This window comes from Corticibacter populi, from assembly GCF_004217315.1.
Classification (GTDB): domain Bacteria; phylum Pseudomonadota; class Gammaproteobacteria; order Burkholderiales; family Burkholderiaceae_C; genus Lampropedia; species Lampropedia populi.
Window position 1 is genome coordinate 1 of sequence record NZ_SGWR01000002.1, and the last position, 11,859, is coordinate 11,859.

An 11,859-nucleotide genomic window follows, 5' to 3' on the forward strand; every position below is an offset into this window, starting at 1 on the left:
GGCCGCCGTCAGCGTCGTCTTGCCATGGTCCACGTGACCGATCGTGCCCACGTTCACGTGCGGCTTCGTGCGCTCAAACTTTCCTTTTGCCATTTCAATTTCCTTCAGGTTAAAGAACAAGCCCGTGATTCCAGGTTTTAGGTCTGCATGCTGCTGCCGTTTTCACGCATCCCAGCCCACGGGCAAAGCTGGGGCGCAACATCGCAGACCGGCCCGAAGGCCAGGAATGCCTTGCGGATTACTTGGTGCGCGCGGCGACGATGGCATCCGCCACGTTCTTCGGCGCTTCCGAGTAATGCTTGAATTCCATCGTGTAGGTGGCACGGCCCTGCGTCATCGAACGCAGTTGCGTGGCGTAGCCGAACATTTCCGACAGCGGCACCTCGGCCTTGATGGCCTGGCCACCGCCGACCATGGCTTCCATGCCCTGCACCATGCCGCGACGCGACGACAGGTCACCCATCACGGTACCGGCGTAGTCATCGGGTGTTTCCACTTCGACGGCCATCATCGGCTCGAGAATCACCGGCTGGGCCTTGCGGGCACCTTCCTTGAAACCAAAGATGGCGGCCATCTTGAAGGCCTGTTCGGACGAGTCCACATCATGGTAGGAACCGAAGGTCAGGCGCACCTTGACGTCGACCACAGGATAACCAGCCAGCACACCGGAGGTCAGGGCCTCGACGACACCCTTCTCAACGGCGGGGATGTATTCGCGCGGCACCACGCCGCCCTTGATTTCGTCGACGAACTCGAAGCCCTTGCCCGGCTCCTGCGGCTCGATCGTGAAGACCACGTGACCGTACTGGCCCTTGCCACCGGACTGGCGCACGAACTTGCCATCGACGTCGGTGACAGTCTTGCGGATGGTTTCGCGGTAGGCCACCTGCGGCTTGCCGACGTTGGCTTCCACACCGAACTCGCGCTTCATGCGGTCGACAATGATGTCCAGGTGCAACTCGCCCATGCCGGCGATGATGGTCTGACCCGATTCCTCGTCGGTGCGCACGCGGAACGAAGGATCCTCGGCAGCCAGGCGCGAGAGGGCCAGGCCCATCTTTTCCTGGTCGGCCTTGGACTTGGGCTCGACGGCCTGGGCGATCACGGGCTCGGGGAACTCCATGCGCTCGAGGGTGATGATGGCGTTCGGATCGCACAGGGTTTCACCGGTGGTCACGTCCTTCAGGCCCACGCAGGCAGCGATGTCGCCCGCACGGATCTCCTCGATTTCCTGGCGGTCGTTGGCATGCATCTGCACGATCCGGCCGATGCGCTCCTTCTTGCCCTTGACCGAGTTGTAGACCGTGTCACCCTTGTTGAGCACACCGGAATACACGCGCACGAAGGTCAGCTGGCCGACATACGGGTCGGTCATCATCTTGAAGGCCAGGGCAGAGAACTTCTCGTCGTCGCTGGCGCGGCGCGAAGCAGGCTGCTCGTCATCGTCGAGGCCCTGCACCGGCGGGATATCCACCGGCGAAGGCAGCAGTTCGATCACGGCGTCGAGCATGCGCTGCACGCCCTTGTTCTTGAAGGCGGAGCCGCACAGCATCGGGTGGATCTCACCGGCCAGCGTACGGGCGCGCAGCCCCTGGATGATCTCGGCTTCGCTCAGCTCGCCTTCTTCCAGGTACTTGTTCATCAGGTCTTCGTTGGCCTCGGCGGCGCTCTCGACCATCTTCTCGCGCCACTCGTTGGCGGCATCGACCAGTTCGGCAGGGATGTCGACGTATTCGAACTTCATGCCCTGCGAGGCGTCATCCCACAGGATGCCCTTCATCTTGAGCAGGTCGACCACGCCCTTGAACTGGTCTTCGGCACCGATCGGGATCACGATCGGCACGGGGTTGGCCTTGAGGCGGTCCACCATCATCTGGCGCACGCGGAAGAAATTGGCGCCGATGCGGTCCATCTTGTTGACGAACGCGATCCGGGGCACCTTGTACTTGTTGGCCTGGCGCCACACGGTTTCGGACTGGGGCTGCACGCCGCCGACCGAGTCGTAGACCATCACGGCGCCATCGAGCACACGCATGGAGCGCTCCACCTCGATCGTGAAGTCCACGTGGCCCGGGGTGTCGATCACGTTGATGCGGTGCTCGGGGAAGGTACCGTCCATGCCCTTCCAGAAGGTTGTCACGGCAGCGGAGGTGATGGTGATGCCGCGTTCCTGCTCCTGCTCCATCCAGTCGGTGGTGGCAGCGCCGTCATGCACTTCACCCAGCTTATGGCTCAGGCCGGTGTAGAACAGGATACGTTCGGTGGTCGTGGTCTTGCCGGCATCGATGTGCGCGGAAATACCGATGTTGCGATAGCGCTCAATGGGGGTCTTGCGAGCCATAAGGTGTTACTCCATGAACAGCCAAGAGCCCGCCTGCATGCAATCGACAGGTCGGGCTCCGAGCCGCATTTTCAAAATTCGATCAGAAACGGAAGTGGCTGAAGGCCTTGTTGGCCTCGGCCATGCGATGCACCTCATCGCGCTTGCGCATCGCGCCGCCGCGGCCTTCGGTGGCCTCGATCAGCTCGTTGGCCAGGCGCTGGGCCATGGACTTCTCGCCGCGCTTGCGGGCGGCTTCCTTGATCCAGCGCATCGACAGGGCCAGGCGGCGCACCGGGCGCACTTCGACGGGCACCTGGTAGTTGGCACCACCGACGCGGCGGGACTTCACTTCCACGATGGGCTTGACGTTGTTGATGGCGGTGGTGAAGACTTCCAGAGGATCCTTGTCCTTCTGTTTCTCACCAATGATGTCCAGGGCACCATAGATGATGCGCTCTGCAACCGCCTTTTTGCCGCCTTCCATGATCACGTTCATGAATTTGGACAGCTCGACATTGCCGAACTTGGGATCCGGCAGGATTTCACGTTTGGGAACTTCGCGACGACGTGGCATTTTGAACCTCTAAAAACTTGCTTCAGTTGGCGCTGGATGCGCCATGCAGATCATCGGATCTGCACTTACTCGACCGATCGGACAGATGCCCTGACTGCGGTCACTACGCCTGAACTGCCTCGTCAAGCAGAAACAGACACCGTAAAACAAAACTGTGACAGAACGACGAAAAACAAACCGAAAAAGCAAAAACCGAAAGAATGGCCTCAGGCCTTCTTCGGACGCTTGGCACCGTACTTGGAGCGCGACTGCTTGCGATCCTTGACGCCTTGCAGGTCGAGCGAACCGCGCACGATGTGGTAACGCACACCCGGCAAGTCCTTGACCCGGCCGCCGCGCACCAGCACCACACTGTGCTCCTGCAGGTTATGGCCTTCACCGCCGATGTAGGAGATGACTTCGAAACCGTTGGTCAGACGCACCTTGGCGACCTTGCGCAAAGCCGAGTTCGGCTTCTTCGGCGTCGTGGTGTAGACACGGGTGCAGACGCCGCGGCGCTGGGGGCATTCCTCCATCGCGGGGCTCTTGGACTTGACAGTCTCAACCGTGCGTCCGCGACGCACTAGCTGGTTAATGGTTGGCATTGAATAGAGTTCCTCAAAACGTGAAATCGGATGGCAAGGACCACCCAGTGCAAAAACACTTTCCCCTTCGGCTTGCACCGAAAAGCCCGTCATTATGGCATGGCCGCTGGTTGCGGGCAAGCGCGTGCCGCGCCAGCAACATCAGTCGTCCGCCTGGTGTTGCTCCGATTGCGACAACGCCAGCGCCTGCTGGTAGAGGACATTGCGGGACAAGCCGGTGAAGTCGGCTACCACCCGCACGGCACTCTTGAGCGAGACGGATTCGGCCAGCAGCGCCTGCAGCAGCCGCTGCGCCGCAGCGCCCTCGCCCGCTTCGCCCGGACCAGCCTGCACGGCCGGGTGCAGCACCACCACGAACTCGCCACGCGTGCGCTGCGCATCGGCTGCCAGCCAGCCAGCCAGTTCCTGCGCCGGCAGGCTGTGGATTTGCTCGAACTGCTTGGTCAGCTCGCGTCCGATGGTGATCTGCCGGCACCCCAGCACGGCCAGTGCCCGCGCCAGTTCGGTGATGCGGTGCGGCGCTTCCAACAGCACCACGGCACGCGGCTCACGCGCCAGCGCAGCCACCGCGGCCTCGCGGGCACGTCCTTTGGCCGGCAGAAAGCCGGCGAACACATAAGCCGAGGCATCGGCCCCATCGAGCGCCGCCACGCTCAGCATGCTGGTGACGCTGCTCGCCCCCGGCAGCGGAATGGTGCGCAGACCAGCCTGCTGCACCACCTGCACCAGCAGCGCGCCGGGGTCGCTGACGCCGGGCGTGCCGGCATCGCTGACATAGGCCACGCGCTTTCCCGCCTGCAGCAATTGCAGCACCTGCTGCGCGGCCTCGCGCTCGTTGTGCTGGTGCAATGCCAGCAATTGCGCCGACTGCTTGTCGATGCCATAGGCCAGCAGCAGCTGGCGGGTGTGGCGCGTGTCCTCGCAGGCCACCACGTCGACCAGATCGAGCACATGCAGCGCGCGCAGGCTGATGTCGGCAAGGTTGCCGATGGGCGTGGCCACCATGTACAGTGCCGAGATCGGATGGTGCTGCGCCGCCGCCGCCTCGTGCGCGACCTGCAGGGCTTTGGAAAAGGATGGGGTCAATGGGCTTCCTTGCCAGATTCAGCAAAACGCCAGCGTCCGCCGCAGCGGCCGCTCCGGTGACGCGCCAGCAGCGCGGCCAGCAGGCCGAACAGCGTGCGCTGCAATGGTTGCGGGCAGCCGGGCTGCGCCTGCAGGAGCGCAATTATCGGACACCGGGCCGCGGTGGTGGCGAAATCGACCTGATCATGCGCGCGCCCGACGGCACGCTGGTGTTCGTCGAGGTGCGCCAGCGCAGCAGTGCCGGCCACGGCGGCGCCGGTGCCAGCATCGATGCGCGCAAGCAGCGGCGCATCATCCTCGCGGCCCGGCACTACCTGGCTGGCCTCTCGCACACACCGCCCTGCCGTTTTGACGTGGTGCTGCTCGACGGCAGCGACGCGCGCGTCACGCCCCAGTGGCTGCCGGCGGCCTTTTCAGCGGACTGAGCATCCGGCAGGGCCGGTCTCCGTCAGGCCAGCCTTGTGGCCGGCACCGGCATTCGGCCCCGGCATTCAATCGAGCCTGGCGCCCGCCTTGAACCAGTCGGCAATGAGCTGGCGCTCCTCGTCGGTCATCTCCGTGGCATTGGCCAGCGGCATGAGTCTTTGCATGACCACCTGCTGGTAGATCGCCAGTGCATGCGTCCTGACCTGGTCGTTCTGATCCAGGCGCACGCTTTTCTGTGCAATCGCCTCGCCGTGGCAGATCACGCAGCGCTGCTGCAGCACGGCATGCACCGCGGCGTAGCTGACTTCCGGCGCGGCCGGCACACCGGCAGTCGATACAGTCGGTGCGACAGGTGCTGGGCGCATCCAGACGATCAGGCCCAGCAACACGGCCACGCCGGCCAGCGCATACTTCCATGGATGCGCGTTGCGGCCCAGCTTGTGGCCATGGCGCAGCACGAAGAACTGGCGGATGGCAGCACCGGCGAGCATCATCAGAACCAGCACCAGCCAGTTCTGCGGATGGTTGTAGGTGAAGCTGTAATGGTTCGACAGCATGGCAAACAGCACCGGTAGCGTGAAGTAGGTGTTGTGCACGCTGCGCTGCTTGCCACGGATGCCGTGGATGGGGTCGACGCGCTGCCCGGTGCGGATGGCTTGCACCACCTTGCGCTGGCCGGGAATGATCCAGAAGAACACGTTGGCGCTCATGGCCGTGGCCAGCATGGCGCCCATCAGCAAGAAGGCGGCGCGGCCGGCGAACCAGTGGCAGGCCAGCCACGCCGCCGCGGCCACCAGCACCGCCACCAGCGCGCCAACGATGGCATCGCCATGCGGGCGCTGCCCGAAGACCCGGCAGATCAGGTCATAAAGCAGCCAGAACACCACCAGAAAGGCCAGCGCCGCGGTGATGGCGGCATGCGGGTGCCAGGCCATCTTGTGCGGATCGATCAGGTAGAAGCTCGCATTCCAGAGGTAGGACACCGTCAGCAGTGCGAAGCCGCTCAGCCATGTGGTGTAGCTCTCCCAGTAGAACCAGTGCAGGTGCGCCGGCAGTTTGGGCGGTGCCACCGCATACTTGACCGGGTGGTAGAAGCCGCCGCCGTGCACGGCCCAGAGCTCGCCGGTCGCCCCTTCCTCGCGCAGGCGTTGATCCTGCGGCGGCGTCAGGCTGCTGTCGAGAAAGACGAAATAGAACGAGGAGCCGACCCAGGCAATGGCGACGATGACGTGCAGCCAGCGCAGCAGCAGGTTGGCCCAGTCGAGCAGGTAAGTTTCCATCATGGCACTCTTTGGCTTGACCAGCCGGGCCGGCGCCGCACCATGGCGATGGTGCACGGCGCCGCGCCGCCCAGCCGGCGGGATACCCTGCTTGCCACTGCGGACGCTCCAAGCAGGTGATCCGGCCGCGCCCTCCGGCTGCTCAAGGCGCCGGGTGCCGCTGCGGCCTCTTCATCGAAACGGCGGCTCAGGAGCCGCGGTAGGTCGAATAGCTCCAGGGACTAGTCAGCAGCGGCACGTGGTAGTGCTGCGCCACCGGGTCGGCCATGCCGAAGTCCAGCGGCACCACATCCAGGAACGGCGGCTCGGGCAGTTCGATGCCGCGCGAACGGAAATAATCCGCCACGCCAAAGCACAGGCGGTAGGTGCCCGGCCGCAGCTCGTCACCTTCGAGCAGCGGGTCGTCGCTGCGGCCGTCGTGGTTCAATACCATTTCGCGCAGCAACTGCGCCTGACCGCCGCTGACGCGGTAGAACCAGACCTTCATGCCCACTGCCGGGCAACCATTCATCGTGTCGAGAACGTGCGTGCTCAGTCCCATGCCGCCTCCTGGTGTTTCATGCCGATGCGTCCAGGCGCCAGCGGCCGTCTTGTTCCAAGGCATGCACCTTCGGAAAGACCACGTTGGCCACCTGAACAGGGTTTGATTGAAAACCAAAAGTGTATACACTATTTGCCATCATGACCACACAAAAATCGAGTGGCGCCACCGCCAACACGCGCACCATCGTGGAGACCGTCACGCGCGCCATCGTGGAGCACCGGCTGCGTCCGGGCACCAAGCTGGCCGAGCAGAAACTGGCAGATCATTTCGGCGTCTCGCGCACGCTGGTGCGCCAGGCCCTCTACCAGATGGCGCAGAACCGGCTGGTGGTGCTCGAGCCCGCGCGCGGCGCCTTCGTGGCCACACCCTCGGTCGACGAGGCCCGGCAGGTGCTGGCCGTGCGCATGACGCTGGAGATCGACATGGTGCGCCAGTTCGCCAGGTCCGGCACCCCGGCGCGCATCGCCGGCCTGCGCCAGCACCTGGCGGCCGAGGCTGCCGCAGTGCGCAACGCCGATGTGCATGGCCGCACCGAGCTGCTGGCCGACTTCCACGTGCGCATGGCCGAGCTGCTGGACAACCAGGTGCTGGCCGACATCCTCGAAGACCTGACCTCGCGCTGGGCGCTGATCATGGCGATGTACCAGTCGGAGCTGGCCGCCAGCCATTCGCACGAGGAACACGTGACCATCGTCGATGCGCTCGAGGCCGGCGATGCGGCTGGGGCCGCGCGGCTGATGAAGGCCCACCTCGAACACGTCATGCACGACCTGAATTTCGATCGGCCGCCGGCCGCCAACGACCTGTCGCAGGCCCTCACCGGCCTGGACTGAACAGCCCGCTCGGCCCGCCCATTCCACCCACCATCCATTCCGACACACAGAAAGCCCTGCCATGCTCTACGACAGCACCGCCTCCTACCCGCGCGATCTGCGCGGCTATGGCCCCAGGCCACCCCATGCGCAATGGCCCGGCCAGGCCCGCATTGCCGTGCAGTTCGTGCTGAACTACGAGGAAGGCGGCGAGAACTGCGTGCTGCATGGCGACCCGGCCAGCGAGCAGTTCCTCTCGGAGATGTTCAACCCGGCCGCCTATCCGGGACGGCACATGAGCATGGAAGGCATTTATGAGTATGGCTCGCGCGTCGGCGTCTGGCGCATTCTGCGCGAGTTCGCCGAGCGCCAGCTGCCGCTCACCGTCTTCGGCGTGGCCAGCGCACTGCAGCGCTATCCGGAGGTCTGCGCGGCTTTCCAGGAAGCCGGCCACGAGATCGCCTGCCACGGCCTCAAGTGGATCCACTACCAGGACGTGCCCGAAGAGCGCGAGCGCACCGACATGCAGCAGGCCATGCAGATCATGCAGCAGCTCATGGGCGAACGTCCGCTGGGCTGGTACACCGGCCGCGACAGCCCCAACACGCACCGGCTGGTGGCCGACCACGGCGGCTTCCTCTACGACAGCGACTACTATGGCGACGACCTGCCGTTCTGGATGCTGGTGCAAAAGACCGACGGCAGCAAGGTGCCTCAGCTGATCGTGCCCTACACGCTGGACTGCAACGACATGCGCTTTGCGCTGCCGCAGGGCTACTCGCACGCCGCCCCCTTCTTCGAGTACATGCGCGACACCTTCGATGCCCTTTACGCCGAAGGCGACGAGGCGCCCAAGATGATGAGCATCGGCATGCACTGCCGGCTGCTCGGGCGGCCCGGGCGCATTGTCGCGCTGCAGCGCTTCCTGGACCACATCGCGCGCTTCGATCGCGTGTGGGTGACGCGTCGGGTCGACATCGCGCGCCACTGGCACCAGCACCACCCCTTCTCACCCGCTGCCGGAGCCCAGGCATGAACACCTCCGCCACCGTGACACTGGCTGCCCTCAACGCCGCCGCTCCCGAAGAAGCCGTCCGCATGCTCGACGGCATCTACGAACACTCGCCGTGGATCGCCCGGCAAGCCTTGGCCGGGAGCCCCTTCGGCAGCCTGGCCGCGCTCAAGCACGCCATGGTGCAGGCCGTGCGGGCAGCGCCCCGCCAGGCCAGGCTCGATCTCATCCTCGCCCACCCGGACCTGGCCGGCAAGGCGATGGAAGACGGCGCGCTGACCACCGAGTCGACCATCGAGCAGACCAAGGCGGGCCTGACGGCCTGCAGTCCCGAGGAACTGGCGCACATCCGCAGCCTCAACCGGGAGTACCGCCAGCGCTTCGGCTTCCCGTTCATCCTGGCGGTGCGCGGCCCGCGCGGCGACGGGCAGAGCAAGCAGGCCATTCTGGCGGCGTTCGAGCGGCGCCTGCACAACCACCCGGACTTCGAGTTCGAGGAAGCACTGCGCAACATCCACCGCATCGCTGAAATCCGCCTGAACGACCGCTTCGGCTACACACCCGAGGATGGCAATGCCGTCTGGGATTGGCAGGAGCGCCTGGCCGAGCACAGCGAGCCCGGTTATGCCGAGCAGGGCCAGCTCACCGTCACCTACCTGACCGATGCGCACCGCGCCGCGGCGCAGCGCATCGCGGACTGGATGCGCGAGAGCGGCTTCGACGATGTCGCCATCGATGCCGTGGGCAACGTGGTGGGCCGCTACCACGGCCAGCAGCCGGATGCCCCGTGGCTGCTCACCGGCTCGCACTACGATACCGTGCGCAACGGCGGCAAGTACGATGGCCGGCTGGGCATCTTCGTGCCGCTGGCGGCCGTGCGGCGCCTGCACCGCGCCGGTCGGCGCCTGCCCTTCGGCATCGAGCTGGTCGCCTTCGCCGAGGAAGAAGGCCAGCGCTACAACGCCACCTTCATCGGCTCCGGCGCACTGACCGGCAGTTTCGACGAGAACTGGCTGGAGCAACCCGATGCCGAAGGCATCACCATGCGCGAAGCCATGCAGCACGCCGGCCTTCCCATCGCCGACATCCCGAAGCTGCGGCGCGATCCGGCCGGCTACCTCGGCTACATCGAGGTCCACATCGAGCAGGGGCCGGTGCTCAGCGCACTGGACCTGCCACTGGGCGTGGTCACATCCATCAACGGCAGCCTGCGCTACCGCGGCGAGGTCATCGGCACCGCCAGCCACGCCGGCACCACGCCGATGGCCAGCCGCCACGATGCCGCCACCGCCGTGGCCGAGTGGATGCTGTTCGCCGAGCAACGGGCCCGCGCCGATGGCGACTCGGTCGCCACCGTCGGCATGCTGCAGGTGCCCAATGGCTCGGTCAACGTGATCCCTGGGCGCTGCCAGTTCAGCCTGGACGTGCGCGCCCCCAGCAATGCCCAGCGCGACGCGCTGGCAGCCGACCTGCTCGCCGAACTGCAGGCCATCGGCGCGCGGCGTGGCGTGCGCGCCGAGATCGCAGAGATCATGCGCGCCTCGGCCGCCCCCAGCGCGCCGCAATGGCAAGGCCGCTGGGAGCAGGCCGTGGCCAGCCTGGGCCTGCCCGTGCACCGCATGCCCAGTGGCGCCGGCCATGACGCCATGAAGCTGCACGAGATCATGCCCCAGGCCATGCTGTTCGTGCGCGGCGAGAACGCCGGCATCAGCCACAACCCGCTGGAGAGCTCCACCAGCGACGACATGCAGCTGGCCGTCGATGCCTTCAGCCATGTGCTGGAGGACCTGGCCGTCCATCCCCTGCCCACCGCCGATCGGCAAGAAAAACCATGACCGCCACCATCCCCACCGACCACAACGACCGCCAGGCCCTCTACCAGCAGCTCGATGCCTGGGTGGACCAGCATTTCGACGAACAAGTCGCCTTTCTGCAAGAACTGGTGCGCGTGCCCACCGACACGCCGCCGGGCAACAACGCTCCGCACGCACGGCGCACCGCCGAGCTGCTGCAGGCCTTCGGCTTCGAGGCCGAGCAGCACACCGTGCCCGAGGATGAGGTCAAGGCCTATGGCATGCAGTCCATCACCAACCTGATCGTGCGCCGCCGCTATGGCGATGGCACCGCGCCGGGCCAGTTGCCAGGCCAGCAACAGAGCCAGTCACAGGGCCCGACCATTGCCCTCAACGCCCACGGCGATGTGGTGCCGCCCGGCGAGGGCTGGAGCCACGACCCTTATGGCGCCGAGATCGAGGACGGCTTTCTGTACGGCCGCGCCGCCGCCGTCAGCAAGAGCGATTTTTCCACCTTCACCTTCGCCACCCGTGCGCTCGAGGCCGTGGCCCGGCCCGCGCACGGCGCGGTGGAGCTGCACTTCACCTACGACGAGGAGTTCGGCGGCGAGCTGGGCCCGGGCTGGTTGCTCAGGCAGGGCCTGACCCGCCCCGACCTGATGGTGGCCGCCGGCTTCTCGTACGAAGTGGTGACGGCCCACAACGGCTGCCTGCAAATGGAGGTGACGGTGCACGGCCGGATGGCCCACGCCGCCATTCCGAGCACCGGCGTCGATGCGCTGCAAGGCGCCGTGCACATCCTGGCCGCACTCTACCAGGAGAACACGCGCTACCAGGCCATCACCTCCGAGGTGCCCGGCATCAGCCACCCCTACCTGAACGTCGGCCGCATCGAGGGCGGCACCAACACCAACGTGGTGCCCGGTAAGGTGGTGTTCAAGCTTGACCGGCGCATGATCCCCGAGGAGAACCCGGCCGAGGTCGAGGCCCACATCCGCGCGCTCATCGCCGCTGCGGCGGCGCAGGTCCCAGGCATCCAGATCGAGATCCGCCGCCTGCTGCTGGCCAACGCCATGCGCCCCCTGCCCGGCAACGCGCCGCTGGTGGAGGCCATCCAGACCCATGGCGGTACCATCTTCGGCCAGGAAATTCCCGCCATGGGCACACCGCTCTACACCGATGTGCGCCTCTATGCCGAGCGCGGCATTCCCGGTGTGATCTACGGCGCCGGCCCGCGCACCGTGCTGGAATCGAACGCCAAGCGCGCCGACGAGCGCCTGCGCCTCGAAGACCTGCGCGGCGCCACCAAGGTCATGGCCCGCAGCCTGCTCGACTGGCTCTCGCCCGCGGCCTGAGAACCTGTTCATAGTCTCGGCATGAGCACCGTTGTGGTTGAAAAGTGGTGGCTGCAAGGCGCAAAACGTA

12 protein-coding genes are annotated in these 11,859 nt (G+C 65.8%); 5 read left to right on the forward strand and 7 right to left on the reverse strand.

Going from position 1 to position 11,859, the window contains the following annotated elements; translation table 11 throughout:
- From EV687_RS06215 to rsmI, 5 genes are all read right to left on the reverse strand, one after another.
- Positions 1-93: GTP-binding protein (locus tag EV687_RS06215; protein WP_005434227.1), on the reverse strand; the 93-nt coding region annotated here is incomplete at its 3' end.
- Between the two features lie 145 nt (positions 94-238).
- The gene (fusA, locus tag EV687_RS06220) at positions 239-2,341 is read right to left on the reverse strand and encodes an elongation factor G (RefSeq protein ID WP_122231959.1); all 2,103 of its coding nucleotides are present in this window, start codon (positions 2,339-2,341) and stop codon (positions 239-241) included.
- Between the two features lie 82 nt (positions 2,342-2,423).
- Complete coding sequence (gene rpsG / locus EV687_RS06225; RefSeq protein WP_122231958.1) at positions 2,424-2,897, reverse strand: 30S ribosomal protein S7; 474 nt, start codon at positions 2,895-2,897, stop codon at positions 2,424-2,426.
- A 206-nt stretch (positions 2,898-3,103) separates the two neighbouring features.
- The gene (gene rpsL, locus EV687_RS06230; RefSeq protein ID WP_122231957.1) at positions 3,104-3,481 is read right to left on the reverse strand and encodes a 30S ribosomal protein S12; all 378 of its coding nucleotides are present in this window, start codon (positions 3,479-3,481) and stop codon (positions 3,104-3,106) included.
- Positions 3,482-3,622: 141 nt separating this feature from the next.
- Positions 3,623-4,567: a 16S rRNA (cytidine(1402)-2'-O)-methyltransferase gene (rsmI, locus tag EV687_RS06235; protein ID WP_122231956.1), complete on the reverse strand. Its 945-nt coding sequence runs from the start codon at positions 4,565-4,567 to the stop codon at positions 3,623-3,625.
- Here rsmI and EV687_RS06240 point away from each other — a divergent pair.
- Positions 4,567-4,992, forward strand: coding sequence for a YraN family protein (locus EV687_RS06240; RefSeq protein WP_122231955.1), 426 nt, complete (start codon positions 4,567-4,569; stop codon positions 4,990-4,992). The two genes, rsmI and EV687_RS06240, sit on opposite strands and share 1 nt — an antisense overlap.
- Positions 4,993-5,058: 66 nt before the next feature.
- Here the strand turns inward: EV687_RS06240 and EV687_RS06245 are convergent, their stop codons facing one another.
- The gene (locus EV687_RS06245) at positions 5,059-6,273 is read right to left on the reverse strand and encodes a urate hydroxylase PuuD (RefSeq protein WP_122231977.1); all 1,215 of its coding nucleotides are present in this window, start codon (positions 6,271-6,273) and stop codon (positions 5,059-5,061) included.
- Positions 6,274-6,460: 187 nt separating this feature from the next.
- The gene (gene uraH, locus EV687_RS06250) at positions 6,461-6,814 is read right to left on the reverse strand and encodes a hydroxyisourate hydrolase (protein WP_122231954.1); all 354 of its coding nucleotides are present in this window, start codon (positions 6,812-6,814) and stop codon (positions 6,461-6,463) included.
- A gap of 140 nt (positions 6,815-6,954) precedes the next feature.
- Between uraH and EV687_RS06255 the strand changes: the two genes are divergently transcribed.
- The 4 genes from EV687_RS06255 (at position 6,955) to EV687_RS06270 (ending at position 11,789) form a co-directional block, all read left to right on the forward strand.
- The gene (locus EV687_RS06255; protein ID WP_122231953.1) at positions 6,955-7,650 is read left to right on the forward strand and encodes a GntR family transcriptional regulator; all 696 of its coding nucleotides are present in this window, start codon (positions 6,955-6,957) and stop codon (positions 7,648-7,650) included.
- A 61-nt stretch (positions 7,651-7,711) separates the two neighbouring features.
- Positions 7,712-8,665, forward strand: coding sequence for an allantoinase PuuE (puuE, locus tag EV687_RS06260; RefSeq protein ID WP_122231952.1), 954 nt, complete (start codon positions 7,712-7,714; stop codon positions 8,663-8,665).
- Positions 8,662-10,476 (forward strand): 2-oxo-4-hydroxy-4-carboxy-5-ureidoimidazoline decarboxylase, encoded by a 1,815-nt coding sequence (gene uraD / locus EV687_RS06265; RefSeq protein ID WP_122231951.1) that lies wholly within the window; start codon positions 8,662-8,664, stop codon positions 10,474-10,476. Before puuE ends, uraD begins: the two co-directional genes overlap by 4 nt.
- The gene (locus EV687_RS06270) at positions 10,473-11,789 is read left to right on the forward strand and encodes a M20 family metallopeptidase (protein ID WP_122231950.1); all 1,317 of its coding nucleotides are present in this window, start codon (positions 10,473-10,475) and stop codon (positions 11,787-11,789) included. Before uraD ends, EV687_RS06270 begins: the two co-directional genes overlap by 4 nt.
- Positions 11,790-11,859 lie beyond the last annotated feature (70 nt).

Coding starts and splice junctions, on each gene's coding strand:
- fusA (WP_122231959.1), bottom strand. CDS start 2,341: ATGGCTCGCAAGACCCCCATTGAGCGCTATCGCAACATCGGTATTTCC.
- rpsG (WP_122231958.1), bottom strand. CDS start 2,897: ATGCCACGTCGTCGCGAAGTTCCCAAACGTGAAATCCTGCCGGATCCC.
- rpsL (WP_122231957.1), bottom strand. CDS start 3,481: ATGCCAACCATTAACCAGCTAGTGCGTCGCGGACGCACGGTTGAGACT.
- EV687_RS06240 (WP_122231955.1), top strand. CDS start 4,567: ATGGGCTTCCTTGCCAGATTCAGCAAAACGCCAGCGTCCGCCGCAGCG.
- EV687_RS06245 (WP_122231977.1), bottom strand. CDS start 6,273: ATGGAAACTTACCTGCTCGACTGGGCCAACCTGCTGCTGCGCTGGCTG.
- uraH (WP_122231954.1), bottom strand. CDS start 6,814: ATGGGACTGAGCACGCACGTTCTCGACACGATGAATGGTTGCCCGGCA.
- EV687_RS06255 (WP_122231953.1), top strand. CDS start 6,955: ATGACCACACAAAAATCGAGTGGCGCCACCGCCAACACGCGCACCATC.
- puuE (WP_122231952.1), top strand. CDS start 7,712: ATGCTCTACGACAGCACCGCCTCCTACCCGCGCGATCTGCGCGGCTAT.
- uraD (WP_122231951.1), top strand. CDS start 8,662: ATGAACACCTCCGCCACCGTGACACTGGCTGCCCTCAACGCCGCCGCT.
- EV687_RS06270 (WP_122231950.1), top strand. CDS start 10,473: ATGACCGCCACCATCCCCACCGACCACAACGACCGCCAGGCCCTCTAC.